Here is a 26575-nt window from a genome sequence, read left to right as displayed (position 1 = left end):
AAACCATAAGTAGATCCAATGACATAGTGGCTTATTTATAACCACAAAAGAGATATGACGAATTATGTTGATTAAATTATTGACCAAAATTTTTGGTAGCCGTAACGACCGCACCTTGCGTCGCATGCGTAAAGCCGTAGACCAGATCAATCGTCTGGAGCCGGAGATCGAAAAGCTCTCTGATGAGGCGCTGAAAGCCAAAACCGACGAGTTCCGTGCGCGTCTGGCCAAGGGCGAGAGCCTGGAGGCCCTGTTACCGGAAGCCTTCGCCGTAGTGCGCGAGGCGAGCAAGCGTGTGTTCGGGATGCGTCACTTCGACGTCCAGCTGCTGGGCGGCATGGTGCTGAATGACCGCTGCATCGCCGAGATGCGTACCGGTGAAGGTAAAACCCTGACCGCGACCCTGCCAGCCTACCTGAACGCCCTGAGCGGCAAAGGCGTGCACGTTGTGACCGTCAACGACTACCTCGCCCAGCGCGATGCGGAAAATAACCGCCCGCTGTTTGAATTCCTTGGCCTGACCGTCGGCATCAACCTGCCGGGGATGCCAGCTCCAGCCAAGCGCGCCGCCTATGCCGCAGACATCACCTACGGTACCAACAACGAGTACGGCTTCGACTACCTGCGTGACAACATGGCGTTCAGCCCGGAAGAGCGTGTGCAGCGCAAACTGCACTATGCGCTGGTGGATGAGGTGGACTCCATCCTGATCGATGAGGCGCGTACCCCGCTGATCATCTCCGGCCCGGCGGAAGACAGCTCCGAGATGTACATCAAGGTCAACAAGCTGATCCCGAAACTGATCCGCCAGGAGAAAGAGGACTCTGACACCTTCCAGGGTGAAGGCCACTTCTCCGTGGATGAGAAAGCGCGTCAGGTACACCTGACCGAGCGCGGTCTGGTGCTGATCGAAGAGTTGCTGATGGATGCTGGCATCATGGAAGAGGGCGAATCGCTCTACTCTCCGACCAACATCATGCTGATGCACCACGTGACCGCCGCCCTGCGCGCCCATGTGCTGTTCACCCGTGACGTCGATTACATCGTCAAAGATGGCGAAGTGATCATCGTGGATGAGCACACTGGCCGTACCATGCAGGGCCGCCGCTGGTCTGATGGCCTGCATCAGGCGGTGGAAGCCAAAGAGGGCGTGGAGATCCAGAACGAGAACCAGACGCTGGCCTCTATCACCTTCCAGAACTATTTCCGCCTGTATGAGAAGCTGGCTGGTATGACCGGTACCGCTGATACCGAGGCCTTTGAGTTTAGCTCCATCTACAAACTGGACACCATCGTGGTGCCGACCAACCGCCCGATGCAGCGTAAAGACCTGCCGGATCTGGTCTACATGACCGAAGCGGAGAAAATTGGCGCCATCATTGAAGACATCAAAGAGCGCACCGCCAAGGGCCAGCCGGTGCTGGTGGGTACCATCTCGATTGAAAAATCGGAAGTGGTCTCCAACGAGCTGACCAAGGCAGGCATCACCCACAACGTGCTGAACGCCAAGTTCCACGCCCGCGAAGCGGACATCGTGGCGCAGGCTGGTCAACCGGGCGCGGTCACCATCGCCACCAACATGGCGGGCCGTGGTACGGACATCGTGCTGGGCGGCAGCTGGCAGGCTGAACTGGCCGAACTGGAAGAGCCGACGCAGCAGCAGGTGGACGCCATCAAGGCGGCGTGGCAGACCCGCCACGAAGCGGTGCTGGCCTCCGGTGGCTTGCACATCATCGGCACCGAGCGCCATGAGTCGCGCCGTATCGACAACCAGTTGCGCGGCCGTGCGGGCCGTCAGGGTGATGCCGGTTCCTCCCGCTTCTACCTCTCGATGGAAGATGCCCTGATGCGTATCTTCGCTTCTGACCGCGTCTCCAACATGATGCGCAAGCTGGGCATGAAGCCGGGTGAAGCGATTGAGCACCCGTGGGTGACCAAGGCGATCGCCAACGCCCAGCGCAAGGTGGAGAGCCGCAACTTTGACATCCGTAAACAGTTGCTGGAGTACGATGACGTCGCCAACGACCAGCGTCGCGCCATCTACACCCAGCGTAATGAGCTGCTGGATGTGTCGGACGTCAGCGAAACCATCGCCAGCATCCGCGAGGATGTGTTCAAGGCGACGCTCGACAGCTACATCCCACCGCAATCTCTGGAAGAGATGTGGGACATTCCGGGGCTGGAGCAGCGCCTGAAGGCCGATTTCGATCTGGAACTGCCGATCAAAGAGTGGCTGGACAAAGAGCCGCAGCTGCATGAAGAGACGCTGCGCGAGCGCATCCTGCATAGCGCCATTGAGGTGTACCAGCGCAAGGAAGAGGTGGTTGGCATCGAGATGATGCGCAACTTCGAGAAGGGCGTGATGCTGCAAACGCTGGACTCCCTGTGGAAAGAGCACCTGGCGGCGATGGATTACCTGCGTCAGGGCATCCACCTGCGCGGCTATGCCCAGAAAGATCCGAAGCAGGAGTACAAGCGCGAGTCGTTCGCCATGTTCGCCGCCATGCTGGAGTCACTGAAATATGAAGTGATCAGCACCCTGAGCAAGGTACAGGTACGCCTGCCGGAAGAGGTGGAAGCCCTGGAGCAGCAGCGCCGTGAAGAGGCGGAGCGTCTGGCGCAACAGCAACAGCTGAGCCACCAGACCGACGCGGCCATTGAAGCGGAAGCCGCGATTGGCGCGGCATTGGGCGAACGCAAAGTGGGGCGCAACGACCCTTGCCCATGCGGTTCCGGTAAAAAATATAAGCAGTGCCATGGCCGCCTGCAGAAGTAAGGCCACTTGCCGCCCCGCCGCATGAGCGCCGGGGCGCAACACATCCACGGGGTTCAGCATGCTGAACCCCGCTTTTTTTGCTAAAACAGCAGACAGAGAAGAGGGCAGCAGCGTGAAACAGTTGGAGATCGCAGTCGGTATCATCCGCAATCCGCAGCAAGAAATTTTTATCACCCAGCGCGCGGCCGGGTCACATATGGCAGGGTTTTGGGAGTTCCCCGGCGGCAAAATTGAGGCTGGCGAAACACCGGAGCAGGCGCTGGTGCGCGAGCTGAGCGAAGAGACCGGCATCGTCCCTACCGTCATTCAGCCGCTGGAGAGCGTGGCGCATACCTTCAGCGATCGGCAGATCACGCTCCACGTCTTTTTGGTCGAGGCATGGCAGGGGGAACCCTATGGCCGTGAGGGCCAGCCCATGCGCTGGGTCAAGCAGCAGGCGCTGCGCGCGGAGGAGTTCCCGCCCGCCAACGCCGGTATCATTGCAAGGCTGACCGCCTAACGGCAGCCAACGGCGGCAGGTCGGGACTAGCGCTCGTCCTGCTCGCTCCACTCATCCGAGTCATTCACATCCCCCTGGCTCGGGATGCGCTTCTCTTCATCCGCCCACTCGCCCAAATCAATCAACTGGCAGCGCTTGCTGCAAAAGGGCCGGTAGGGGCTACTCGCATCCCAGCGCACCGGCTTCTGGCAGGTCGGGCAGCTTACGACAGGGGTTTCGGTACTCATAACATCTCCAATCATCAACATCCCCGGCTTAACAGCAGGCCAGGGTAAAAGTAAGGCGCGCCGGCACCTGGCCGCGCTCGCTGTCCAGCGACAGGAAGCGGATGGCATAACGGGTCTTGTGGCCAGAGATCTGAGGGTAGATCTGGTGCTCCAGCGCCACCCGCAGCCGCAGCAGATCCGCGTCCTCGGCATTGTCCTGGAAAAAGCCGTTCAGGCTGATCTGGTTTTTGAACGCGCCGGACTGGCGGATCAAATCAAGGATAATGGTCAGCGCCTCATTGAGCGGGGCAAGGGTGGCCAGCCAGGCGCTCACCTGGCTGTCACGCGCCTCCTGCTCCAGGTGCAGCCACATATGTAGGGTCGGCAGGTCGAAGCTGCAACAGCCGCCCGGAATGCTCAGGCGCTGCTTCACCAGCGCGATCAAACGATCCTCGCGCAGTGCCTGCCCCATACGCGGCGCGGCCATCAGTACGCTAGAGCGCTGCTTAAGCTGCTGGCGCAGCGCATCGACGCGGGCCATGTCCACGCCCGGCACATCGGCCCAGAGCATCAGTTTTTGCTGCTGGCGCTCCAGCTCCTTGAGCAATTCGGTGCGCACTTCGCCGCGCTCCAAAACATCTAACAAATCAGAGATGGTGCGGAAAAAGCTGAGCGCGGTGGCGATATCGCGCAGCACCGGGTACTGGTAGATCTGTTGCAGCAAAAATTCGATGCGCAACCAGGTGCGCATCTTCTCATTCAGGGGGTGTTCGAACAGAACGGTCGGGGAAAGGTCGCTCATTGTGTTAATCCTGTTGGGCTGCCGCCGCCAGCTGCAAATAGTGCTGGTGGAGGGCGGCAACACGCGGCTCGATCGTCGAGGGATCGCCGCGGTTATCAATAACGTCGTCGGCGCAGGCCAGCCGCTGTTCGCGGGATACCTGCGCCGCAAGAATATTTTCCGCCTGCTGGCGGGAGACGCCATCACGCGCCGTGGTTCTTGCCAGTTGGGTCTCGCGATCGACATCGATCACCAGTACCCGGTCAGCCCGCGCCTGCAGGCCATTTTCGATCAGCAGCGGCACCACCCACAGTACATAGGGGGAGGTGGCCTGCTGGATCTGCCGCTGGGTCTCCTGCTGGATCAGCGGGTGCAGCAGGGCATTCAGCCACTGCTTCTCATCCGGGGCGGCAAAAATTCGCTCGCGCAACCGGGCGCGATGCAGGCTGCCATCAGGCTGGAGGATGCCGTCGCCAAAGTGCCGGGCGATCTCTGCCAACGCCGGTGTCCCCGGCTCCACAACCTGACGCGCAATAATGTCGGCATCAACAACGGTGACACCCAAGGCGGCAAAGGCATTGGCCACGGTACTTTTGCCACTGCCGATGCCCCCTGTCAGTGCCACAAGATAGTTCATGGTCATGCTCTCATTAATAATGATAGATCAAACAAGACGTTATTTGGCATGGCTCGCAAAATGATGTCAACGCCAGGCTACCAGGATTGCCATACGATGGCACCCAGCAGGCGATAACAGTGAGCCGGGTCACGCCACATTTCTATGGTTAAATTTCTGTGATTGTAGCGTAAATAAAGTCGAAATCGCAGACTTGTACGGTGATTAATCCGGCGTATGATGACATCACTGGGAGTGGCCGCACGACCTGTCGCGCACCCCTCTGTCCGAACACCCTTAGCGATCCGTCGCCTACTACCAGGAAACTGCACCATGCGTATTGAAGAAGATCTGAAACTGGGCTTCAAAGATGTCCTGATCCGCCCGAAACGCTCTACCCTGAAAAGCCGCTCTGAGGTTGAACTGGAACGACGCTTCAACTTCAAACATGCCGGATGCGCATGGTCAGGTGTGCCGGTAATTGCCGCGAACATGGATACCGTGGGTACTTTCCAAATGGCCACCGTGCTGGCCTCTTTTGACATGCTGACCGCTGTGCACAAGCACTATAGCGTGGAGCAGTGGCGCGATTTTGTGGCACAGGCGCCAGAGTCCGTGCTCAACCATGTGATGGTCTCCACCGGCACCTCAGAGGCAGATTTTGCCAAGATGAAGCAGATCCTGGCGCTGTCACCAGCGCTGAAGTTCATCTGCATTGATGTCGCCAACGGCTACTCCGAGCACTTCGTTGCCTTCCTGCAACGGGCGCGTGAGGCCTGCCCGGATAAGGTGATCTGTGCTGGCAACGTGGTGACCGGTGAGATGGTGGAAGAGCTGATCCTCTCCGGCGCGGACATCGTCAAAGTGGGCATCGGGCCGGGTTCGGTCTGCACCACCCGCGTGAAAACCGGTGTCGGCTACCCGCAACTCTCCGCCGTGATTGAGTGCGCCGACGCCGCCCACGGTTTGGGTGGACAGATTGTCAGCGACGGCGGCTGCGCGGTGCCGGGCGATGTGGCAAAAGCCTTTGGCGGCGGTGCCGACTTCGTGATGCTGGGCGGGATGCTGGCTGGCCACAACGAGTGCGGGGGCGAGGTGGTGGAGCAGGACGGTGAGAAGTTCATGCTGTTCTACGGCATGAGTTCCGAATCCGCCATGAAACGCCACGTCGGCGGGGTGGCCGAGTACCGTGCCGCCGAAGGCAAAACCGTGAAGCTGCCCCTGCGCGGCCCGGTTGACCACACCGTGCGCGACATCTTGGGCGGCCTGCGTTCGGCCTGCACCTACGTTGGGGCGGAGCGCCTGAAAGAGCTGACCAAGCGCACCACCTTCATCCGCGTGGCGGAGCAGGAAAACCGCACCTTCAACGGCAACTGATGCTGATACCGGCGGGCACGCCCCGCCGGTCAACCACTCCCCATCACGCCACCCAGCTGGAATATCGGCAGGTACATGGCGATCACCAGCCCGCCAATCACGCCCCCCATCACCAGCATCATCACCGGTTCCAGCGTCTGCGCCAGCCCTTCGGCTAGTTCAAAGGTGTGCTGCTCATACCAGTGCGCCAGCCGCTCCAGCAGACTGTCCAACGAACCAGACTCCTCGCCGACCCGGATCAACTGCCGGCATAGTGGGGTAAAAAGCGGCTGCGCGCTAATTGCCCGATGCAGTGGCACCCCTTGCAATACCTGCTCCCGTACCGCCAGCAGGGCCTGCTGATAGCAGAGATTGGGTACCGCCCGCGCGGCGGCCTGCAACCCAGTGAGCAGATCCAGCCCGGCCTGTTGCGTCAGGGCCAGCGTAAAGAAGATCTGCGCCAGCGCGCCGCCCTGAATCAGGCCACGTGCCAGCGGCAGGCGCAGCATCAGCCGCTGCTCAAGCAGACGCCAGCCGGGCTGAGGACGCAGCCAGACGCCATACCCCACCGCCGCGCCGATCAGCACCGCCAGCAGCAGCGCGCCATGCCTGACCAGCCAGGAGGAGAGCGCCATCAGCCACTGGGTAAACCACGGCAGGGGCGCATCAAAGCTGCGGTAGATCTCCGCAAACGCTGGCAGCACCAGCGTCAGCATCAGCACGCAGACCAGCAGGGCAATCAACGAGACGATCAATGGGTAGCGTAGCGCCTTGCCGACCATCTGGCGCAACTTGCCCGCGCGCGTCTCCAGCAGGGCGTACTGTCGGCAGCAGTGGTCGAGGTTGCCAGTCAGTTCACCCAGTTCCATCATCTGCACCGCCAGCGCCGGGAAGAGGCCGGGATAGGCCGCCAGCGCCTGCGAGAGTGGAACCCCATCCGCAATCTGGCGCGCCAGTTCGCGCAGGAGGCAACGCCACCCGGCCCGTGGGTGTCCCTCTGCCAGCAGCGCCAGCCCCTCCATGAGCGGCAGGCCCGCCTGCAACAGGGCAGCCAGTTGCTGGAACAGGGCGGTACGCTCCGTGGGTTTCCAATAACGTTTGCCCAGACGGCCACGGAAGGTCACGCGCAGTGGCTGAAGCCCGCCCTCAATCAGCCCCTCGATCACCGCCTGCCGGTGGGGCGCCAGCTGCTCGCCCTGTTGCAGCGTGCCCTGAGCATCTATGGCCTGCCATACGAACAGTGCAGGATCGGCCATCTTAATGTCCCACCACCCGGTACACCTCCTCCAACGAAGTGACGCCTTGCGCCACCAGCGCCAGCCCGGCATGGAACAGGCTGGCCTGATCCTGTTGCCGGGCAATGGCGGCCAGTTCATCGGCGGCGGCATTCAGGGTCAGCGCCCGCTGGATCGCCGGGGTCACCACCAGCATTTCATAGAGGCCGGTGCGTCCATAGTAACCACCCATACAGTGGTTGCAGCCAGCGGCGCGCCACGGATGCAAGGGAGTGGGCCAGCTGTCGGGCGGCAGTACGGCGGGCTGTGCCGACTGCCGTCGGCAGTGTGGGCAGAGCCGACGCACCAGCCGCTGCGCCACCACCAGCTTTAGGCAGGAGGCGATCAGGTAGCCCGGCACACCCATCTGGTTAAGGCGGGTCAGCGTCTCGGCCGTGGAGTTGGTATGCAGGGTCGAGAGCACCAGATGACCGGTCTGGGCGGCATTGACCGCAATCTCCGCCGTCTCGGCATCACGGATCTCGCCAATCATGATGACGTCAGGATCCTGGCGCAGCAGCGCCCGCAGTGTGCGGGCAAAGCTCAGATCCGCCTTGGGATTGATTTGGGTCTGGTTAATGCCCTCGACCGGGATCTCCACCGGATCCTCCACGCTGCAAATATTGCGCTCTGGCTGGTTGAGCTGCCGTAGCCCGCTGTAGAGCGTGACGGTTTTGCCGCTGCCGGTGGGGCCGGTGACCAGCACCAGACCCTGCGGTTGGGCCAGCGCCGTCCGGTAACTGGCCAACGCCTCAGGTGCCATGCCCAGCTGCGCCAACGCCAGCGCCTGTTGCTGGCCCTGCTGGAGGCGCAACACCAGCTTTTCGCCATGCAGCGTCGGCAGGGTGGAGAGACGCATCGCCAGACGCTCCCCCGCCAACCGGGCCGCACACTGCCCATCCTGTGGCAGACGCCGCTCGGCGATGTCCAGCTTGCCCATCACCTTCAGCCGAGCCCCCACCTGATGCCCTAGCGCCGCCGGTGGGGCGGCAGCCTCCTGCAATACGCCATCCACCCGTAGCCGCAACCGGTAGCCGCGGGCGCACGGTTCCAGATGGATGTCAGAGGCGCGCCCCTGTACCGCCTGCCGCAGCATCTGTTGGATGAAGCGTGCGGCTGGCGTCTCATCCTCCAGCGCGTCGGGCGGCTCTTCGCCCAGCGGGGCAGGCTCGGTAGGTGCCAGTTCAGCCGCTTGCCGTGCCTGCTCCAGTTGCGCCACCGGCCAGCACTCCAGCCGCAGGGGCAGGCGGCAGGCAAAGCGCAACGCCTCTTCCAGTGTGGCCCGCTGTTCAGCGGAGACCGCTACCCGCAGGCCATCGGGGGTGTGGCTCAGCAGCACCGCCCCGAAACGTGCGCAAAGTTGCCGCAGCGCGCTATCCTGCTGCACCAGCTGGCTCATGATGCGCTCCCGTTGGCATCAAACCGGAAAATTTCTTCACACCGCGCTTTCAACTCATTGTCGGAAGCGGTGCACTGCCGCTGCCAGAGTAGCCCCCCGGCCTGCGTGTCTGGCACCGGGGTCAAGGTCACATCCAGCCCAGCGAGTGCGGCCTGCCCGGTCAGGGTGATGACGCCGTTGCTGACAGTGATGGCGCTGACGTAGTGGGTGGTTTTGCTGGCTGGAATGCCCGCGGTGCCGAGGTTGCAGCCTGTCAGTGCTCCCTGTTCAATGGCACACAGCTCGGTCGCCATTTTGTAGGGGGTGAGGGCCTGGAGCATGTCGGTCAGGGCCGCCTTCTGGATATAGCTCTGGTAAGCCGGGATGCCGATGGCGCTCAGGATGGCGATGATGGCAATGACCACCATCAGTTCAATCAGGGTAAAGCCTTGCTGGTGACGCATAGTGTCGCTCCATAGAGATTGGGTGGCGTCACGGTAATCAGGTGGCACACCTGCTGCCAGCGGCAGAGCGCCGGGCTTCGGCACACCTCCAGAAAATAAACGGCGTTGCAAAGCACCGGGAAAAAGGTTGGGAGGCGGCTCGCAGGCCGTCAGAATGGCGCTGGGTTTCTGGCAGCAGCGGCGTATAACGGCGGCAGGAAAAGGCAGGGTAGCGAGACGCTGCCGGAAACATGTTAACCTGAGCGCCCAGACACCCTGCGAACCGGGCCACTCCGGGGCAGGGTAGAAACAGAAGAAGAGGTTAACGATGAGAGTGGAAGAGGGATGGCTGACCGGCGTGAGAAAGGTGGTATCGCCGCACTGTGACCTGCGTCCGGCGGAGGAGAAACCGAGCCTGCTGATCATTCATAACATCAGCCTGCCGCCCGGCCAGTTTGGCGGCCCCTACATTGACCAGCTGTTTACCGGGACGCTTGACCCGGAGGCGCACCCCTTTTTCGCCGAGATCCATACCCTGCGCGTGGCGGCGCACTGCTTGATCCGTCGCGACGGTGAGATCGTGCAGTATGTCTCCTTCAATGACCGCGCCTGGCACGCTGGCGTGTCGCAGTGGCAGGGGCGGGAGCGCTGCAATGACTTCTCCATCGGCATTGAGCTGGAGGGCACGGACACCCAGCCCTTTACAGCGGCGCAGTACCAAAGTTTGGTCAGCGTGAGCGAGTTGTTAATTAGTGAGTATCCTATTAGTGTAGAAAATATTACGGGTCACAGCGATGTGGCACCGGGGCGCAAAACTGACCCCGGCCCGGCATTTGACTGGGCAGGCTATCGCCATGCGCTCCATGCGCAGCCCTAAGCCGGCAAGGCAGGAATAAGAGGATACCGCAGCATGACGCTTTTTACTTTATTGCTGGTACTGGCGTGGGAGCGCCTGTTCAAGCTGGGCGAGCACTGGCAACTGGATCACCGCATGGTGGCCTTTTTCCAACGTACGCAGGGGGCGGCCGGGTGGAAAACCCTGCTGATGCTGCTCTGCTGGATGGGCATGGTGGCCGGGCTGCTGTGGGTGGTGCATGGCCTGTTCTTCGGCGTGCTGAGCCTGCTGCTGTGGGTGCTGGTGGGTGGGTTGTGCATTGGGGCGGGCAGCAAACGCCGTCACTACCGCGCCTACCTGAAGGCCGCACGTCAGGGGGACGATCAGGCTGGCAAGCAGATGGCTGAGGAGCTGGCGCTGATCCACGGCCTGCCGGTGGAGTGCTCTCCCGAGGTGCGGTTGCGCGAGCTGCAAAACGCGCTGCTCTGGATCAACTTCCGCTACTATCTGGCGCCGATGTTCTGGCTGGTGATTTGCGGCCCCTACGGGCCAGTGGCGCTGGCGGGCTATGCCTTCCTGCGCGCCTACCAGAGCTGGCTGGCGCGGCGCGAGTCACCGCTGTTGCGCGCGCGCTCTGGCATTGACCGCCTGCTACACCTGTTGGACTGGGTGCCGGTACGGCTGGCGGGTGTCGCTTATGCGCTGCTGGGGCATGGCGAGCGGGCGCTGCCCGCGTGGTTTGCCTCCCTGTGGGATCGCCGCCGCTCGCAGTATCAGGTGTTGACCGGGCTGGCACAGTTCTCGTTGGCGCGGGAGCCGCATCTGGACCCCATCCAGACGCCGCGCGCCGCTGTGGCGCTGGCGAAACGCGTGACGCTGATCATCGTGGTGGTGGTGGCGCTGCTGACCATCTACGGCACGCTGGTCTAGCGCCAGTGGGCCGGGGTGGCCCGGCCTAAAATGGCTCGGCGCGGGAAAGCCCGGCGCAGGGCAGGCATAAAAAAAGCACGGTATACCGTGCTTTTTTGTGGGTGGCGTAGAGGGGTATGCGGCGCTAGCCAGCTACGGTACCCGGTGCGTCGGTTTGGAAGGTGCTGGAAATATCACGGTTTTCCGCTGGCGGTTCACCAAAGACCGGCATTCCCTTTTCATCCCAGCGCAGGTCAAGAATGCGCGTATGGCGGTTGTGGTCATACAGCGGGTCGCCCTCAATCTCCCGGTAGTTGCGGGCATGGTAGACCAGCACGTCGCCCCCTTCGGCATTGGTGGTGAAGCTGTTGTGACCCGGCCCATACTGGCGGTTGCGGTCGCTGGTGGAAAAGACTGGCTCCGGGGATTTGTGCCAGCTTGCCGCGTCCAGCAGGTCGCTGTCGATGTCGGCCCACAGCAGGCCCATGCAGTAGTTGGCATCCGTCGCGCTGGCGGAGTAGGTCATGAAGATGCGTTTGCCGTGTACCACCATCGCTGGCCCCTCATTGACCCAGAAGCCGCGCGTCTCCCAGTCAAACTCTGGCTGGGTGAGCATGACCGGCGTGCCTTTCAGGGTTAGGGCATCCTCCATCTCGCACAGGTAGATATTGGAGTTGCCGCGCGTGGCCGGATCTTTCTGCGCCCACGCGTAGTAGCGTCGCCCCTGATGCTCAAAACTGGTGGCATCGAGCGAGAAGGTATCCAGGTGTGACTCAATGCGCCCGCGCTCGACCCACTTACCGTGCAGGGGGTCGGCATCCGCGCACTCCAGGGCAAACATCCGGTGCTGGAACAAGGTGTCGATCACCGTGATGTCAGGGGCGGCGGCAAAGTAGATGTACCATTTGCCCTCAATGTGATGGATCTCTGGTGCCCAAATCAGGGCGCTCATCGGGCCGCTCTCCGGTTTGCGCCATACCACCACGGGTTCTGCATCGGCCAAACCCTCTAGAGAGGTAGCGGCCCGCAACTCGAGCCGGTCATACTCCGGCACCGAGGCAATAAAGTAGTAGTATCCATTAATTGGATGGGTAATGAAGGGATCGGCCCGCTGGAGGATCAGAGGGTTAGGGTAACGAGTTACGGTCATGCCAATGGTTCCTTATCCGTTGCAATCAAAGCAACACCTTCTCGATGTTTCATGCTCTGGTAATCCGCCAGTTCACGGTAGTTCTGACGGCGTTTTTCCAAATCACTCTGAATCTGCGCCATCAGGTTGCGGTCAACCTTCAACAGGCGCACCACCCCGGCGGTGATCAGGTAGCCAATGCCGGGAATGACGGTGAACAGCAGGACGATGCCATTCAGGGCGGTGGCGCCCTGCTGTTTGGCACCGGCATCGTAGCCATAGAAGGAGAGCAGGAATCCCACCATCGCCCCGGCAATTGCCAGCCCCACTTTCAGGAAGAAGAGGTTGCCGGAGAAGCTGATGCCGGTGATGCGCTTGCCGGTTTTCCATTCGCCGTAGTCATCCACATCCGCCATTAAAGACCAGTGTAGCGGCGATGGGATTTGATGCAGGATATTCAGGACAAAATAGGCAACCAAAATCAGCGTGGTGGCGTGCGGGTCCAGGAAGTAGAAGCCGCTCGAGCAGATCGCCAGCACGATGTTGGTCCAGAAAAAGACCTTCAGTTTGCAGAACTTATCGGTCAGTGGTTTTGCCAGCGCCGCGCCAATCATCATGCCGACCACGCCGAGGCTGATAAAGAAGCTGGCGAAGGAGGCGGATTGCCCCATCACCCAGGTGACGTAGTACATGGTAGCCGCCATGCGGATGAAGCCGGGGCAGACGTTGCACAGCGTCAGCAGCAGGATGCGCACCCACTGGTCATTTTTCCACGCATCTTTCAGGTCAGATTTCAGCGCGTCACGGGTCGGGACGGCTGGCTGGATGCGCTCACGTACGGTGGCGAAGCAGAACAGGAACATGAACAGCGCGATCACCGCCATCACACCCATCGACATCTGGTAGCCGCGCGCCCGGTCTGCCCCGCCGAAGAACTCCGCCATCGGCAGCAGGGTGGAGGAGAGGATCAGCGTGGCGATGCCAACCATAAAGAAGCGATAGGATTGGCAGGAGACGCGCTCATGCGGGTCGGCGGTGATCACCCCGCCCAGCGAACAGTAAGGAATATTGATGGCTGTGTAGGTCAGCGACATCAGGAAGTAGGTCACGAAGGCATAGACCACCTTGCTGTTGTAGCTCCACTCTGGCGTGGTGAACATCAGCACCGCGAACAGCACGTAGGGCAGGGAGATCCACAATAGATAGGGGCGAAAACGTCCCCAGCGGGTGGTGGTACGGTCGGCAATCGCGCCCATGATCGGGTCGGTCACCGCATCAATGACCCGCACTGAGAGCAACAACACCCCCACTAGCGCCGGGGCCAGCCCAAACACATCGGTATAGAAGTAGTTGAGAAAAAGCATGATGGCGCCGCCGATCATATTGCAACCGGCGTCGCCCATCCCATATCCGATCTTCTCTTTAATCGAAAGCGCACCCTGTTTCATGGACTCTCTCCGCGATGGATGAAAACTGCTGATAAGAGACGATTATTGCGCCCCCCGCCCAGCACTATGCAGAAGACGATGGTTATAGAGATGGACAAATTGGTTGCGATGATGGAAGTGTGATTTTGCTAGCAACTTATTAACATTTCGGCCAATCCATTAGCCTTTTGCTTGCTGCCATAAAAAAGCCCGGCAGAGCCGGGCTTGGAGGGGGGATAGGGAAGGTTAGCCGCGTTTGCGGGTAAACAGGTAACCGATCCCGAGGATGGCCACCCAGACCGGAATCAGCAGTACGGAGATGCGGATGCCCGGTGTCAGGTACATGATCACCAGAATGGCACACATAAACGCCAGGCAGAGGTAGTTGCCGAACGGATACCACATCGCCTTGAATTTCGGCTCAATGCCCTGCAGGCGCTTGGCCTTGCGGAACTTCAGGTGCGCCAGGCTGATCATCGCCCAGTTGATCACCAGCGTGGAGACCACCAGCGCCATCAGCAGCTCAAACGCCTTGCCCGGCATCAGGTAGTTGATCAGCACGCAGAAGGCGGTCGCGGCGGCAGAAACGCCAATCGCCACCACCGGCACGCCGCGGCGATCCACTTTCATCAGCGATTTCGGGCCGTTGCCCTGTTTCGCCAGGCCGAACAGCATACGGCTGTTGGAGTAGACGCTGCTGTTGTAAACCGACAGCGCCGCCGTCAGTACCACGATGTTGAGGATGGTGGCGACCACGTTGCTGTTCAGCGCATGGAAGATCAGCACGAACGGGCTGCCGCCTTCCACCACTTTGCCCCACGGGTAGAGCGAAAGCAGGATTGCCAGCGAGCCGATGTAGAAGATCAGGATGCGGTAGATCACCTGATTGGTGGCTTTCGGGATGGTCTCATCCGGCTTGTCAGCCTCTGCCGCGGTGATGCCGATCAGCTCCAGGCCGCCGAAGGAGAACATGATGACCGCCATTGCCATCACCAGCCCGCCAAAGCCGTTCGGGAAGAAGCCGCCCTGCGCCCACAGGTTGGTGACGCTCGCTTCCGGGCCGCCGTTGCCGCTCAGCAGCAGCCAGCCGCCGAAGACAATCATGCCGACAATCGCCACCACCTTGATGATGGCGAACCAGAACTCCAGCTCCCCATACACCTTCACGTTGGTGAGGTTGACGGCATTGATCAGCACGAAGAAGGCCAGCGCCGAGACCCAGGTCGGGATCTCAGGCCACCAGTACTGGATGTAGATGCCCACGGCGGTCAGTTCCGCCATCGCCACCAGCACATAGAGCACCCAGTAGTTCCAGCCAGAGGCAAAGCCCGCGAAGCTGCCCCAATACTTGTAGCAGAAGTGGCTGAAGGAGCCGGCCACTGGCTCCTCCACCACCATTTCGCCGAGTTGGCGCATGATCAGGAAGGCGATGAAGCCGCCGATGGCGTAGCCGAGCAGCACTGACGGGCCTGCCATTTTGATGGTCTGCGCGATACCGAGGAATAACCCGGTACCGATGGCGCCACCCAGTGCGATGAGCTGAATGTGGCGGTTTTTTAGCCCGCGCTTCAGCTCCTCGCCATGCTGTTGATCGTCCATTTACTGTCCTCTGTCACTTGGTGCAAACGCCGAACCAAAACGCTTTCGCGCCGTGTAAGGCTGTGATTACAGTTATTGTATTAGTAGGTTTACGGTTTTTAGGGCAGCAAAATGGGCTGTGCCCTACCGTTGCGGCCAGAATAGTGTTAAGCGAAAAAGTTTGCACCTGGTTTCTGGATGTAACTGATTAATAAACGCGCAAACCCGCGTGGGCAGGAGGAATCTGGAAAAAAAGCGCCAGCAGGACGCGGCGTGAGGGAACCGGAACTAATATGTAGGGTCAATAAAACGGTTAACTGTTATTAATGAAAAAGCAGGTTTAAACCCCCGCCTATCGGCCAGGTTTTTGTGCGCTTACCTGACCATTGCCTTTTTATGCACCGGCTGCAACCAATTATGCACCCATTTGGCCTGCCCAATCTTTTAGTTCTACCGCTTAATTGTTTCAAAAAGGTTAAAACAGAATCCAGATCAAAATTGGTTATACCAAGCCCTGACGCCGCCTTTGATCTGGTCACGTAAAAGGTTTGTTAAAATGTGCGGGCATGGCGGAATTCATTCGCCCGATATGGACAGAAGGTGAATACTTTGTTAGTTTACGGGCACGTTTTAGAAATTGGTATTACCAATTTACTACGCGCTTTCGGCGAGAAGAATAATATGGCTTACAGCAAAATCCGCCAGCCCAAACTTTCGGATGTGATTGAGCAACAACTCGAGTACCTGATTTTGGAAGGGACACTGCGTCCCGGCGAGAAGTTGCCCCCGGAACGTGAGCTGGCGAAACAGTTTGATGTTTCCCGTCCTTCTCTCAGGGAAGCCATCCAGCGCCTGGAGGCCAAGGGGCTGCTCTTGCGCCGTCAGGGCGGCGGCACCTTCGTTCAAAAAAACCTGTGGCAAAGCTTCAGCGACCCGCTCGCTGAATTGCTGGCCGATCACCCTGAATCACAATTCGACCTGCTGGAGACCCGCCACGCGCTGGAGGGGATCGCCGCCTACTATGCGGCGCTACGCGGCACGGAAGAGGATCTGCTGCGCATCCGCGACTGCCATCTGGTTATCCAGCAGGCGCAGGACAGCGGCGACCTGGACGCCGAGGCGGACGCGGTGATGCAGTACCAGGTGGCGGTGACCGAGGCGGCGCACAACGTGGTGCTGTTGCACCTGTTGCGCTGCATGGGGCCGATGCTGGAAAAGAACGTCCGACAGAATTTTGAGCTGCTCTACTCGCGCCGGGAGATGCTGGCGCAAGTGAGCAGCCATCGCGCCAGGATTTTTGAGGCGATTGTGGCGCGCGAGCCGGAAAAGGCGCGCGAGGCCTCACACCGCCACCTGGCGTTTATTGAGGAGATTTTGCTGGATCTCAGCCGAGAGCACAGCCGGCGCGAGCGTTCGCTGCGCCGCCTCCAGCAACGCAAGGATTAAGCGCTTGATTAAGCACTGAAAGCGGCAACCCATGACGGGCCTGTCTTCGTGTGCTTTGACGTTCGCCGTCAGAGTACAGGGAGACAGGCTCCACTACACAAACGTATAGAGAAGATAAGGAATCCCACCATGTCAGATCGTTTAAACAATGACGTGGATCCGATCGAAACCCGTGACTGGGTGCAGGCGATCGAATCGGTCATCCGTGAAGAGGGTGTTGAGCGTGCACAGTTCCTGATTGATCAGGTGTTAGGTGAAGCGCGCAAAGGCGGCGTCAACATCGCGGCCGGCGCGTCTGCCCGCCACTATGTCAACACCATCAGCGTGGAAGACCAGCCGGAGTACCCGGGTAACCTGGAGCTGGAGCGCCGTATCCGTTCCGCCATCCGCTGGAACGCGGTGATGACCGTGCTGCGCGCCTCCAAAAAAGATCTGGAGCTGGGCGGCCACATGGCGTCATTCCAGTCCTCCGCGACCTTCTATGAAGTCTGCTTCAACCACTTCTTCCGCGCCCGCAATGACAAAGATGGCGGCGACCTGGTTTACTTCCAGGGCCACATCTCGCCGGGCGTCTATGCGCGTGCCTACCTGGAAGGGCGTCTGACTGAAGAGCAGATGAACAACTTCCGCCAGGAAGTGGATGGCAAGGGCCTCTCCTCCTACCCGCACCCGAAACTGATGCCGGAGTTCTGGCAGTTCCCGACCGTGTCGATGGGCCTTGGCCCGATCAGCGCCATCTATCAGGCGAAGTTCCTGAAGTACCTGGAGCACCGCGGCCTGAAAGACACCTCTGAGCAGACCGTTTACGCCTTCCTGGGCGACGGCGAGATGGATGAGCCGGAATCCAAGGGTGCGATCACCATCGCCACCCGTGAGAAGCTGGACAACCTGGTGTTCGTCATCAACTGTAACCTGCAACGCCTTGATGGCCCGGTGACCGGCAACGGCAAGATCATCAACGAGCTGGAAGGCATCTTTGGTGGCGCGGGCTGGGAAGTGATCAAGGTGATCTGGGGCTCCCGTTGGGACGAGCTGCTGCGCAAAGACACCAGCGGCAAGCTGATCCAGCTGATGAACGAAACCGTGGACGGCGACTACCAGACCTTCAAGTCCAAAAACGGTGCCTATGTGCGTGAGCACTTCTTCGGCAAATACCCGGAGACCGCGGCGCTGGTGAAAGACATGAGCGACGACGAGATCTGGGCGCTGAACCGTGGCGGCCACGATCCGAAGAAAGTCTTCGCCGCGCTGAAAAAAGCGCAGGAGACCAAGGGCAAGCCGGTCGTGATTCTGGCGCACACCATCAAGGGTTACGGCATGGGCGTCACCGCCGAGGGCATGAACATCGCCCACCAGGTGAAGAAGATGAACATGGAAGGCGTTCGCTACTTCCGTGACCGCTTCAACGTGGAAGTGACTGACGAGAACCTGGAATCCCTGCCGCTGATCAAGTTCGAAGAGGGTTCCGACGAGTACAAATACCTGCATGAGCGCCGTCAGGCCCTGAAAGGGTATGTGCCGACCCGTCTGAAGGCCTTCACCCAGTCGCTGCAACTGCCGACGCTGCAGGACTTCTCCCCGCTGCTGGAAGAGCAGAAGAAAGAGATCTCCACCACCATCGCGTTCGTGCGTGCACTGAACGTGATGCTGAAGAACGACTCCATCAAGGATCGTCTGGTGCCGATCATCGCGGACGAAGCGCGTACCTTTGGTATGGAAGGCCTGTTCCGCCAGATCGGTATCTACAGCCCGAACGGCCAGCAGTACACCCCGCAAGACCGCGAGCAGGTGGCCTACTACCGTGAAGATGAGAAGGGCCAGATCCTGCAGGAAGGGATCAACGAACTGGGCGCCGGCTCCTCCTGGCTGGCCGCGGCAACGTCGTACAGCACCAACGACCTGCCGATGATCCCGTTCTATATTTACTACTCCATGTTTGGCTTCCAGCGCATCGGCGATCTCTGCTGGATGGCGGGCGACCAACAGGCGCGCGGCTTCCTGATCGGCGGCACCTCTGGCCGTACCACCCTGAACGGTGAAGGCCTGCAACACGAAGATGGCCACAGCCACATTCAGGCGCTGACCATCCCGAACTGCATCTCCTACGACCCGGCCTACGCCTACGAAGTCGCAGTGATCATGCATGACGGCCTGGAGCGCATGTACGGTGAGTCGCAAGAGAACATCTACTACTACATCACCACGCTGAACGAGAACTACCACATGCCGGCGATGCCGGAGGGTGCGGAAGAGGGTATCCGTAAGGGTATCTACAAGCTCGAGACGCTGGAAGGTAGCAAAGGCAAGGTGCAGCTGCTTGGCTCCGGTGCCATCCTGCGCCACGTGCGTGAAGCGGCAGAGATCCTGGCGAAGGATTACGGCGTGGGTTCTGACGTCTACAGCGTCACCTCCTTCACCGAACTGGCGCGTGATGGCCAGGACTGCGAGCGCTGGAACATGCTGCACCCGGCGGAAGAGCCGCGCGTACCGTACATCGCCCAGGTGATGAGCGACGCACCGGCCGTGGCCTCCACCGACTACATGAAGCTGTTCGCCGAGCAGGTGCGCAACTTCATCCCGGCGACCGAGTTCCGCGTACTGGGCACCGACGGCTTTGGCCGCTCCGACAGCCGCGAAAACCTGCGTCACCACTTCGAAGTGGACGCCTCCTACGTGGTGGTGGCTGCCCTGGGTGAGCTGGCAAAACGTGGCGACATCGACACCAAGGTAGTGGCAGAAGCGATTACCAAGTTCGGCATCGATGCTGACAAAGTCAACCCGCGTCTGGCATAAGAGGTAAAGATTACATGGCTATCGAAATCAACGTACCGGACATCGGTGCAGATGAAGTTGAAGTCACCGAAGTGATGGTGAAGGTTGGCGATAAGGTTGACGTAGAGCAGTCGCTGATCTCCGTTGAGGGTGACAAAGCCTCAATGGAAGTACCCTCCCCGCAGGCGGGTGTGGTGAAAGAGATCAAGGTCTCGGTGGGCGACAAGGTCGAAACCGGCAAACTGATCATGATCTTCGAAGAGGCCGGTGCGGCCAAAGAAGAGAAAGCTGCGGCCCCGGCCGCAGAGAAACCGGCTGCGGCCGCACAGCCAGCCCCGGCGGCTGGCGGCGCGAGCAAAGAGGTCACCGTGCCTGACATCGGTTCCGATGAGGTGGAAGTGACCGAGCTGCTGGTGAAGGTCGGCGATCAGGTTGAGGCCGAGCAGTCCCTGATCACCGTAGAGGGCGACAAGGCCTCGATGGAAGTGCCTGCGCCGTTCGCTGGCAAGGTCAAAGAGATCAAGATTGCCAGCGGCGACAAGGTGAAAACCGGCTCCCTGATCATGATCTTTGAGGTGGCAGGCGCCGCCGAGCAGCCGCAAGAGGCACCGAAGCCGCAGGGCGAAACCGCACCGGCTCCGGCTCAGGGCGGCTCCGCCAGCAAAGAGGTGAACGTGCCGGACATCGGCGGCGATGAAGTCGAAGTGACCGAAGTGATGGTCAAGGTCGGCGACAAAGTGGATGCCGAGCAGTCCCTGATCACCGTTGAGGGCGACAAGGCCTCCATGGAAGTACCGGCACCGTTCGCCGGTACGGTCAAAGAGATCAAGATCGCCAGCGGCGACAAGGTGAAAACCGGCTCGCTGATCATGGTATTCGAAGTGGAAGGCGCTGCGCCGGCCCCGGCCGCCGCGAAGCAGGAGACCCAAGCCCCGGCGAAAGCCGAGCAGGATGCCAAGGTCGCCCAGTCCACGCCAGCGAAAGCCGAGAGCAAGCCAGAAGGCAAGGGCGAGTTCGCCGAGAACGACGCCTACGTGCACGCCACCCCGGTTATCCGTCGTCTGGCGCGCGAGTTTGGCGTCAACCTCGGCAAGGTGAAGGGCACGGGCCGCAAGGGCCGTATCCTGCGTGAAGACGTCCAGACCTATGTGAAAGAGGCGGTGAAACGCGCCGAGTCCGCACCTGCCGCCGCGGCGGCAACCGGTGGCGGCCTGCCGGGTATGTTGCCGTGGCCGAAAGTGGACTTCAGCAAGTTCGGTGAGGTGGAAGAGGTGGAGCTAGGCCGCATCCAGAAGATCTCTGGTGCCAACCTGAGCCGCAACTGGGTGGTGATCCCGCACGTCACGCAGTTCGACGAAGCCGACATCACCGAGCTGGAGAACTTCCGCAAGCAGCAGAATCTGGAAGCCGAGAAGAAGAAGCTGGATGTGAAAATCACCCCGCTGGTCTTCATCATGAAGGCGGCTGCCAAGGCGCTGGAAGAGTTCCCGCGCTTCAACAGCTCCCTCTCCGAGGATGCCCAGAAGCTGACGCTGAAGAAGTACATCAACATCGGCGTGGCGGTGGATACGCCGAACGGTCTGGTGGTTCCAGTGTTCCGCGACGTGAACAACAAGGGCATCATCGAGCTGTCGCGTGAGCTGGCGGTCATCTCCAAGAAAGCGCGTGATGGCAAGCTGACCGCGTCTGACATGCAGGGCGGCTGCTTCACCATCTCCAGCCTCGGTGGCATCGGCGGCACGGCGTTCACGCCGATCGTCAACGCGCCGGAAGTGGCAATCCTGGGCGTCTCCAAGTCGTCCATGAAGCCGGTCTGGAATGGCAAGGAGTTCGCGCCGCGCCTGATGCTGCCGCTGTCGCTCTCCTTCGACCACCGCGTGATCGACGGTGCGGCGGGCGCACGCTTCGCAGCCTTTATCGGCACCCTGCTCTCCGACATCCGTCGGTTAGTGATGTAACCACACAGGCCGGCCCATTGGGCTGGCCTGTCTGTTTTTGCACCGTAATGCTGGTGGGCCGCCCTCCCGGACGGGGGTGCCAGCCGGCATGGTTAAGACACTGAACACTCGAACTTGCTTTGCAGGTTGTTAACAATTCTGTAAACTGCTCGCGGTGTAAGCGTCCCGGTGGATGAAGGGCGTTATGAATTCTATGAGCGACAAAAGTGACGTCTGACCCGCCGGACAATCAATTAAGAGGTCATGATGAGTACAGAAATCAAAACCCAGGTGGTGGTACTTGGGGCAGGCCCGGCAGGATATTCCGCGGCCTTTCGTTGCGCTGATTTAGGTCTTGAAACGGTTCTGGTTGAACGCTATTCCACGCTGGGCGGGGTGTGCCTGAACGTTGGCTGTATCCCTTCCAAAGCGCTGCTGCACGTTGCCAAAGTGATTGAAGAGGCCAAGGCCCTGGCCGAGCACGGCGTGGTCTTCGGTGAGCCGAAAACCGACATCACCAAGATCCGCACCTGGAAAGAGAAAGTCATTAACCAGCTGACCGGCGGCCTCTCCGGCATGGCCAAGCAGCGCAAGGTTAAAGTGGTGAACGGCCTGGGCAAATTCACCGGTGCCAACACCCTGCAAGTGGAAGGCGAAAATGGTGCGACCACCATCACCTTCGACAACGCGATCATCGCGGCGGGTTCCCGTCCGATCCAACTGCCTTTCATTCCGCATGAAGACCCGCGCGTGTGGGACTCCACCTCTGCGCTGGAGCTGAAAGAGGTGCCTGAGCGCCTGCTGGTGATGGGCGGCGGCATCATCGGCCTGGAGATGGGCACCGTTTACCACGCGCTGGGTTCCCAGATCGATGTGGTAGAGATGTTCGACCAGGTGATCCCGGCGGCGGACAAAGACGTGGTGAAAGTGTTCACCAAGCGCATCAGCAAGCAGTTCAACCTGATGCTGGAGACCAAGGTCACCGCCGTTGAAGCCAAAGAAGATGGCATCTACGTCACCATGGAAGGCAAAAAAGCGCCAGCCGAGCCGCAGCGCTATGACGCGGTGCTGGTGGCGATTGGCCGCGTGCCGAACGGCAAGCAGCTGGACGCGGGCAAAGCTGGCGTGGAAGTGGACGACCGTGGCTTCATCCGCGTGGACAAGCAGATGCGCACCAACGTGCCGCACATCTTCGCCATCGGCGACATCGTCGGCCAGCCGATGCTGGCGCACAAAGGCGTGCATGAAGGCCACGTCGCGGCGGAAGTGATCTCCGGCAAGAAGCACTACTTCGACCCGAAAGTGATCCCGTCCATCGCCTACACCGAGCCAGAAGTGGCATGGGTTGGCCTGACCGAGAAAGAAGCGAAAGAGCAGGGCATCAGCTACGAAACCGCGACCTTCCCGTGGGCCGCGTCGGGCCGTGCCATCGCGTCTGACTGCGCGGACGGCATGACCAAGCTGATCTTCGACAAAGAGACCCACCGCGTCATCGGTGGTGCCGTGGTCGGCACCAACGGCGGCGAGCTGCTGGGCGAGATCGGCCTGGCGATCGAGATGGGCTGTGACGCGGAAGACATCGCGCTGACCATCCACGCCCACCCGACCCTGCATGAGTCGGTCGGCCTGGCGGCCGAGATCTTCGAGGGTAGCATCACCGACCTGCCCAACCCGAAAGCGAAGAAGAAGTAAGCTTCGCACCCCAAGAAACGGCGCCCTTCGCGCCGTTTTTTTATGCCCGTGGTGACCCCACCGGGAGGCGGCAGCAACCCGATGCCTGCCGCCGCTGCCCCTAGCAGGCGATTTGACGCAGGTCAACGTTTGGTCGAGGTTTTTATGTTGCTTTTATGTGAACGAATTAACAACTGCTTCAAGTTCTGGTATGCTTCCTGAGCGGAACCGGGCACTGTACTTTCCTACAGTCCAGGCGATCGACAGCAGTGCTGTGGCGTTTCATAAGTTAAGCGTTGATAAAGGCGGAGAATCTCATCAGGCGAAAACCCTGTGCGCAGGGCGGCAGGTTTTACACCGGTATGAACATGGATAGCCAGGCACAATAAATGACAATGAGAGCGAGGAGAGAGTCGTGCTAGAAGAATACCGTAAGCACGTAGCCGAGCGTGCTGCAGAGGGGATTGCCCCGAAGCCATTGGACGCAACCCAAATGGCCGCGCTGGTTGAGTTACTGAAGAATCCGCCTGCGGGCGAAGAAGAGTTCCTGTTAGACCTGCTGATTAACCGTGTACCGCCGGGCGTTGATGAAGCCGCCTACGTAAAAGCCGGCTTCCTGGCCGCGATTGCCAAGGGCGATGCCCACTCCCCCCTGATTACCCCGGAAAAAGCGGTCGAACTGCTGGGCACCATGCAGGGCGGTTACAACATCCAGCCACTGATTGAGGCGCTGGACCACGAACAGCTGGCACCGATTGCCGCCAAAGCGCTCTCCCATACGCTGCTGATGTTCGACAACTTCTATGATGTGGAAGAGAAAGCCAATGCGGGCAACCGCTATGCCCAACAGGTGATGAAATCCTGGGCCGATGCCGAGTGGTATCTCTCCCGCCCGCAGCTGGCTGAAAAACTGACCGTCACCGTCTTCAAAGTGACCGGCGAAACCAATACCGATGACCTGTCACCGGCACAGGACGCGTGGTCGCGCCCTGACATCCCGCTGCATGCGCTGGCGATGCTGAAAAATGCCCGTGAAGGCATTGAGCCAGACCAGCCGGGCAACGTTGGCCCGATCCGCCAGATTGAGGCACTGAACCAGAAAGGCTTCCCGCTGGCCTACGTCGGCGACGTGGTCGGCACCGGCTCCTCGCGTAAATCCGCCACCAACTCGGTGCTGTGGTTCATGGGCGACGACATCCCGAACGTGCCGAACAAGCGCGGCGGCGGCGTGGTGCTGGGCGGCAAGATCGCCCCGATCTTCTTCAACACCATGGAAGATGCGGGCGCACTGCCGATTGAACTGGACGTCTCCAACCTGAACATGGGCGACGTGATTGACATCTACCCCTATCTGGGCGAGGTGCGCAACCATGACACCAATGAAGTGATCGCGACCTTCGAGCTGAAAACCGACGTGCTGCTGGACGAAGTGCGCGCTGGCGGCCGTATCCCGCTGATCATCGGCCGTGGCCTGACCTCCAAGGCGCGCGAGTCACTGGGCCTGCCGCACAGCGATGTGTTCCGCATCGCCAAGCCGGTGGCGGCCAGCGACCGTGGCTTCTCTCTGGCGCAGAAGATGGTGGGCCGCGCCTGCGGCGTGACCGGCGTGCGTCCGGGCGAGTATTGCGAACCGAAAATGACCTCGGTTGGCTCACAGGACACCACCGGCCCGATGACCCGTGACGAGCTGAAAGATCTGGCTTGCCTCGGCTTCTCGGCGGATCTGGTGATGCAGTCCTTCTGCCACACCGCCGCCTATCCGAAGCCGGTGGACGTCACCACCCACCACACGCTGCCGGACTTCATCATGAACCGTGGCGGCGTCTCGCTGCGTCCGGGCGACGGCATCATCCACTCCTGGCTGAACCGTATGCTGCTGCCGGACACCGTCGGCACCGGCGGTGACTCCCACACCCGCTTCCCGATCGGCATCTCCTTCCCGGCTGGCTCTGGTCTGGTGGCGTTCGCCGCTGCGACCGGCGTCATGCCGCTGGACATGCCGGAGTCGGTGCTGGTGCGCTTCAAAGGCAAAATGCAGCCGGGCATCACCCTGCGCGATCTGGTGCACGCCATCCCTTACTACGCCATCCAGCAGGGTCTGTTGACCGTAGAGAAGAAGGGCAAGAAGAACATCTTCTCGGGCCGCATTCTGGAGATCGAAGGGCTGCCGGAGCTGAAAGTGGAGCAGGCCTTTGAGCTGGCTGACGCCTCGGCGGAGCGCTCTGCCGCAGGCTGCACCATCAAGCTGGATCAGGCCCCGATCATTGAGTACCTCAACTCCAACATCGTGCTGCTGAAGTGGATGATTGCCGAAGGCTACGGCGACCGCCGTACGCTGGAGCGCCGCGTGCAGGGCATGGAGAAGTGGCTGGCCGATCCGCAGTTGCTGGAAGCGGACGCTGATGCCGAGTACGCCGCGGTGATCGAGATCGATCTGGCGGAGATCAATGAGCCGATTCTCTGCGCGCCGAACGATCCGGACGACGCGCGCCTGCTCTCCTCGGTGGCCAACAGCCACATCGACGAGGTGTTCATTGGCTCCTGCATGACCAACATTGGCCACTTCCGCGCTGCGGGCAAGCTGCTTGACCAGCACAAGGGCCAACTGCCGACCCGCCTGTGGGTGGCACCGCCGACCAAGATGGATGCGGCCCAGCTGACGGAAGAGGGCTACTACAGCGTGTTCGGCAAGAGCGGCGCGCGCATCGAGATCCCAGGCTGCTCGCTCTGCATGGGCAACCAGGCGCGGGTCGCCGACGGCGCGACGGTGGTCTCCACCTCCACCCGTAACTTCCCGAACCGCCTTGGCAACGGTGCCAATGTCTACCTCGCCTCGGCGGAGCTGGCGGCGGTTGCCTCCCTGTTGGGCCGCCTGCCGACCCCGCAGGAGTACCAGCAGTACATCGAGCAGGTCGATAAGACGGCAGTGGACACCTACCGCTACCTGAACTTTGACCAGCTGGCGGAGTACACAGAAAAAGCGGACAACGTGATCTTCCAAACCGCGGTGTAATTGGCTATATTGCGCCACGCAACAGAGGGAGCCGGAAGGCTCCCTTTTTTTATGTCTGAAAAAGCGTGCCCACCCACGCCTGCCAGCGGGCGGCGCGGGTTACACTTAGGGTATCAACCGGGAGGTCACTATGGATTACGAATTTATGCGCGATATTACCGGCCAGGTACAGGTGCGTTTCTCAATGGGCCATGAGGTGATTGGCCATTGGTTCAATGAAGAGGTACGCGGCGACCTGTCGTTGCTGGATGAGGTGGAGGCGCAGGCGGCGGCGGTGTATGGCACCGAGCGCCAGTGGCAGCGCGAGGGGCGTGAGTACACGCTCTGGCTCGACGGCGAGGAGGTGATGATTCGCGCCAATTTGCTGGAGTTTGAGGGCGACGAGATGGAGGAGGGGATGAGCTACTACAACGAGGAGAGCCTGTCGCTGTGCGGCGTCGAGGACTTCCTGAAGGTGGTGGCGCAGTACCGCGCCTTCCTCAAGGGGCGCTAATCCGCCGGCCAGCGGCCGGCGGCGGCTTCCCTGTCG

The 26575-nt window shown here is 60.6% G+C and carries 20 protein-coding genes; 11 read left to right on the top strand and 9 right to left on the bottom strand.

The genetic code is table 11. The features are described from left to right. Window positions 1-64 precede the first annotated feature (64 nt). Entirely contained in the window at window positions 65-2776 is a 2712-nt protein-coding gene (gene secA, locus C1N62_RS14290; protein WP_137764259.1) for a preprotein translocase subunit SecA, read from the top strand. Window positions 2777-2888: 112 nt separating this feature from the next. Beyond that, window positions 2889-3275 (top strand): 8-oxo-dGTP diphosphatase MutT, encoded by a 387-nt coding sequence (gene mutT, locus C1N62_RS14285; protein WP_240775705.1) that lies wholly within the window; start codon window positions 2889-2891, stop codon window positions 3273-3275. A 26-nt stretch (window positions 3276-3301) separates the two neighbouring features. Here mutT and yacG read toward each other — a convergent pair whose 3' ends face one another. From yacG to coaE, 3 genes are read right to left on the bottom strand one after another with little or no spacing between them, the layout of a single operon-like run. Continuing rightward, entirely contained in the window at window positions 3302-3502 is a 201-nt protein-coding gene (yacG, locus tag C1N62_RS14280) for a DNA gyrase inhibitor YacG (RefSeq protein ID WP_137764257.1), read from the bottom strand. Window positions 3503-3530: 28 nt separating this feature from the next. Further along, window positions 3531-4283: a cell division protein ZapD gene (gene zapD / locus C1N62_RS14275; RefSeq protein WP_137764256.1), complete on the bottom strand. Its 753-nt coding sequence runs from the start codon at window positions 4281-4283 to the stop codon at window positions 3531-3533. A 4-nt stretch (window positions 4284-4287) separates the two neighbouring features. Further along, on the bottom strand, window positions 4288-4899 hold the full coding sequence (gene coaE, locus C1N62_RS14270; protein WP_137764255.1) for a dephospho-CoA kinase: 612 nt from the start codon (window positions 4897-4899) through the stop codon (window positions 4288-4290). Between the two features lie 312 nt (window positions 4900-5211). Here coaE and C1N62_RS14265 point away from each other — a divergent pair, with 312 nt between their 5' ends. Continuing rightward, on the top strand, window positions 5212-6255 hold the full coding sequence (locus tag C1N62_RS14265; RefSeq protein WP_137764254.1) for a GMP reductase: 1044 nt from the start codon (window positions 5212-5214) through the stop codon (window positions 6253-6255). Window positions 6256-6284: 29 nt separating this feature from the next. Here C1N62_RS14265 and hofC read toward each other — a convergent pair whose 3' ends face one another. Genes hofC through ppdD form a run of 3 tightly spaced genes read right to left on the bottom strand, consistent with a single transcriptional unit; the run spans window position 6285 to window position 9350 of the window. Beyond that, window positions 6285-7490: a protein transport protein HofC gene (gene hofC / locus C1N62_RS14260; protein WP_137764253.1), complete on the bottom strand. Its 1206-nt coding sequence runs from the start codon at window positions 7488-7490 to the stop codon at window positions 6285-6287. Between the two features lies 1 nt (window position 7491). Continuing rightward, window positions 7492-8907 carry a type II secretion system protein GspE gene (gene gspE, locus C1N62_RS14255; protein WP_137764252.1) on the bottom strand — a complete coding sequence of 472 codons (1416 nt, stop codon included), beginning with the start codon at window positions 8905-8907 and terminating at the stop codon, window positions 7492-7494. Then, entirely contained in the window at window positions 8904-9350 is a 447-nt protein-coding gene (ppdD, locus tag C1N62_RS14250; RefSeq protein ID WP_137764251.1) for a prepilin peptidase-dependent pilin, read from the bottom strand. Before ppdD ends, gspE begins: the two co-directional genes overlap by 4 nt. A gap of 307 nt (window positions 9351-9657) precedes the next feature. On the opposite strand from ppdD, the gene ampD reads away from it, so the two are divergent. Together ampD and ampE are read left to right on the top strand one after the other, a co-directional pair. Beyond that, window positions 9658-10206 carry a 1,6-anhydro-N-acetylmuramyl-L-alanine amidase AmpD gene (gene ampD / locus C1N62_RS14245; protein ID WP_137764250.1) on the top strand — a complete coding sequence of 183 codons (549 nt, stop codon included), beginning with the start codon at window positions 9658-9660 and terminating at the stop codon, window positions 10204-10206. A gap of 33 nt (window positions 10207-10239) precedes the next feature. After that, window positions 10240-11094 (top strand): beta-lactamase regulator AmpE, encoded by an 855-nt coding sequence (ampE, locus tag C1N62_RS14240; RefSeq protein ID WP_137764249.1) that lies wholly within the window; start codon window positions 10240-10242, stop codon window positions 11092-11094. Window positions 11095-11218: 124 nt separating this feature from the next. On the opposite strand, the gene C1N62_RS14235 is transcribed toward ampE, so the two are convergent. From C1N62_RS14235 to C1N62_RS14225, 3 genes are all read right to left on the bottom strand, one after another. Next, the gene (locus C1N62_RS14235; RefSeq protein WP_137764248.1) at window positions 11219-12223 is read right to left on the bottom strand and encodes a family 43 glycosylhydrolase; all 1005 of its coding nucleotides are present in this window, start codon (window positions 12221-12223) and stop codon (window positions 11219-11221) included. Then, window positions 12220-13650 carry a glycoside-pentoside-hexuronide (GPH):cation symporter gene (locus C1N62_RS14230; RefSeq protein ID WP_137764247.1) on the bottom strand — a complete coding sequence of 477 codons (1431 nt, stop codon included), beginning with the start codon at window positions 13648-13650 and terminating at the stop codon, window positions 12220-12222. The genes C1N62_RS14235 and C1N62_RS14230 overlap by 4 nt, the downstream gene beginning before the upstream one ends. Before the next feature lie 225 nt (window positions 13651-13875). Continuing rightward, entirely contained in the window at window positions 13876-15228 is a 1353-nt protein-coding gene (locus C1N62_RS14225; protein WP_137764246.1) for an amino acid permease, read from the bottom strand. A 660-nt stretch (window positions 15229-15888) separates the two neighbouring features. On the opposite strand from C1N62_RS14225, the gene pdhR reads away from it, so the two are divergent. From pdhR to yacL, 6 genes are all read left to right on the top strand, one after another. Next, the gene (gene pdhR, locus C1N62_RS14220) at window positions 15889-16653 is read left to right on the top strand and encodes a pyruvate dehydrogenase complex transcriptional repressor PdhR (RefSeq protein ID WP_137764245.1); all 765 of its coding nucleotides are present in this window, start codon (window positions 15889-15891) and stop codon (window positions 16651-16653) included. Window positions 16654-16782: 129 nt separating this feature from the next. Further along, a complete protein-coding gene (gene aceE / locus C1N62_RS14215; RefSeq protein WP_137764244.1) occupies window positions 16783-19446 on the top strand; it encodes a pyruvate dehydrogenase (acetyl-transferring), homodimeric type in 2664 nt (887 codons plus the stop codon). A gap of 14 nt (window positions 19447-19460) precedes the next feature. Continuing rightward, window positions 19461-21383, top strand: coding sequence for a pyruvate dehydrogenase complex dihydrolipoyllysine-residue acetyltransferase (aceF, locus tag C1N62_RS14210; protein ID WP_137764243.1), 1923 nt, complete (start codon window positions 19461-19463; stop codon window positions 21381-21383). A gap of 246 nt (window positions 21384-21629) precedes the next feature. Continuing rightward, on the top strand, window positions 21630-23054 hold the full coding sequence (gene lpdA, locus C1N62_RS14205) for a dihydrolipoyl dehydrogenase (RefSeq protein ID WP_137765021.1): 1425 nt from the start codon (window positions 21630-21632) through the stop codon (window positions 23052-23054). 394 nt (window positions 23055-23448) lie between these two features. Then, a complete protein-coding gene (acnB, locus tag C1N62_RS14200) occupies window positions 23449-26046 on the top strand; it encodes a bifunctional aconitate hydratase 2/2-methylisocitrate dehydratase (protein ID WP_137764242.1) in 2598 nt (865 codons plus the stop codon). 130 nt (window positions 26047-26176) lie between these two features. After that, a complete protein-coding gene (gene yacL, locus C1N62_RS14195; protein WP_137764241.1) occupies window positions 26177-26539 on the top strand; it encodes a protein YacL in 363 nt (120 codons plus the stop codon). Window positions 26540-26575: the final 36 nt, after the last annotated feature.

The sequence above is a fragment of the Nissabacter sp. SGAir0207 genome, assembly GCF_005491205.1.
Classification (GTDB): domain Bacteria; phylum Pseudomonadota; class Gammaproteobacteria; order Enterobacterales; family Enterobacteriaceae; genus Chimaeribacter.
This window is presented reverse-complemented; position numbering and strand designations above follow the sequence as displayed.

Bases quoted from the DNA above. Each gene is read 5' to 3' on its own strand.
- zapD (WP_137764256.1), bottom strand. From the start codon at position 4,283: ATGAGCGACCTTTCCCCGACCGTTCTGTTCGAACACCCCCTGAATGAG.
- secA (WP_137764259.1), top strand. From the start codon at position 65: ATGTTGATTAAATTATTGACCAAAATTTTTGGTAGCCGTAACGACCGC.
- ampD (WP_137764250.1), top strand. From the start codon at position 9,658: ATGAGAGTGGAAGAGGGATGGCTGACCGGCGTGAGAAAGGTGGTATCG.
- C1N62_RS14265 (WP_137764254.1), top strand. From the start codon at position 5,212: ATGCGTATTGAAGAAGATCTGAAACTGGGCTTCAAAGATGTCCTGATC.
- coaE (WP_137764255.1), bottom strand. From the start codon at position 4,899: ATGAACTATCTTGTGGCACTGACAGGGGGCATCGGCAGTGGCAAAAGT.
- hofC (WP_137764253.1), bottom strand. From the start codon at position 7,490: ATGGCCGATCCTGCACTGTTCGTATGGCAGGCCATAGATGCTCAGGGC.
- gspE (WP_137764252.1), bottom strand. From the start codon at position 8,907: ATGAGCCAGCTGGTGCAGCAGGATAGCGCGCTGCGGCAACTTTGCGCA.
- aceF (WP_137764243.1), top strand. From the start codon at position 19,461: ATGGCTATCGAAATCAACGTACCGGACATCGGTGCAGATGAAGTTGAA.
- lpdA (WP_137765021.1), top strand. From the start codon at position 21,630: ATGAGTACAGAAATCAAAACCCAGGTGGTGGTACTTGGGGCAGGCCCG.
- C1N62_RS14225 (WP_137764246.1), bottom strand. From the start codon at position 15,228: ATGGACGATCAACAGCATGGCGAGGAGCTGAAGCGCGGGCTAAAAAAC.
- ppdD (WP_137764251.1), bottom strand. From the start codon at position 9,350: ATGCGTCACCAGCAAGGCTTTACCCTGATTGAACTGATGGTGGTCATT.
- yacL (WP_137764241.1), top strand. From the start codon at position 26,177: ATGGATTACGAATTTATGCGCGATATTACCGGCCAGGTACAGGTGCGT.
- aceE (WP_137764244.1), top strand. From the start codon at position 16,783: ATGTCAGATCGTTTAAACAATGACGTGGATCCGATCGAAACCCGTGAC.
- C1N62_RS14235 (WP_137764248.1), bottom strand. From the start codon at position 12,223: ATGACCGTAACTCGTTACCCTAACCCTCTGATCCTCCAGCGGGCCGAT.
- ampE (WP_137764249.1), top strand. From the start codon at position 10,240: ATGACGCTTTTTACTTTATTGCTGGTACTGGCGTGGGAGCGCCTGTTC.
- yacG (WP_137764257.1), bottom strand. From the start codon at position 3,502: ATGAGTACCGAAACCCCTGTCGTAAGCTGCCCGACCTGCCAGAAGCCG.
- C1N62_RS14230 (WP_137764247.1), bottom strand. From the start codon at position 13,650: ATGAAACAGGGTGCGCTTTCGATTAAAGAGAAGATCGGATATGGGATG.
- pdhR (WP_137764245.1), top strand. From the start codon at position 15,889: ATGGCTTACAGCAAAATCCGCCAGCCCAAACTTTCGGATGTGATTGAG.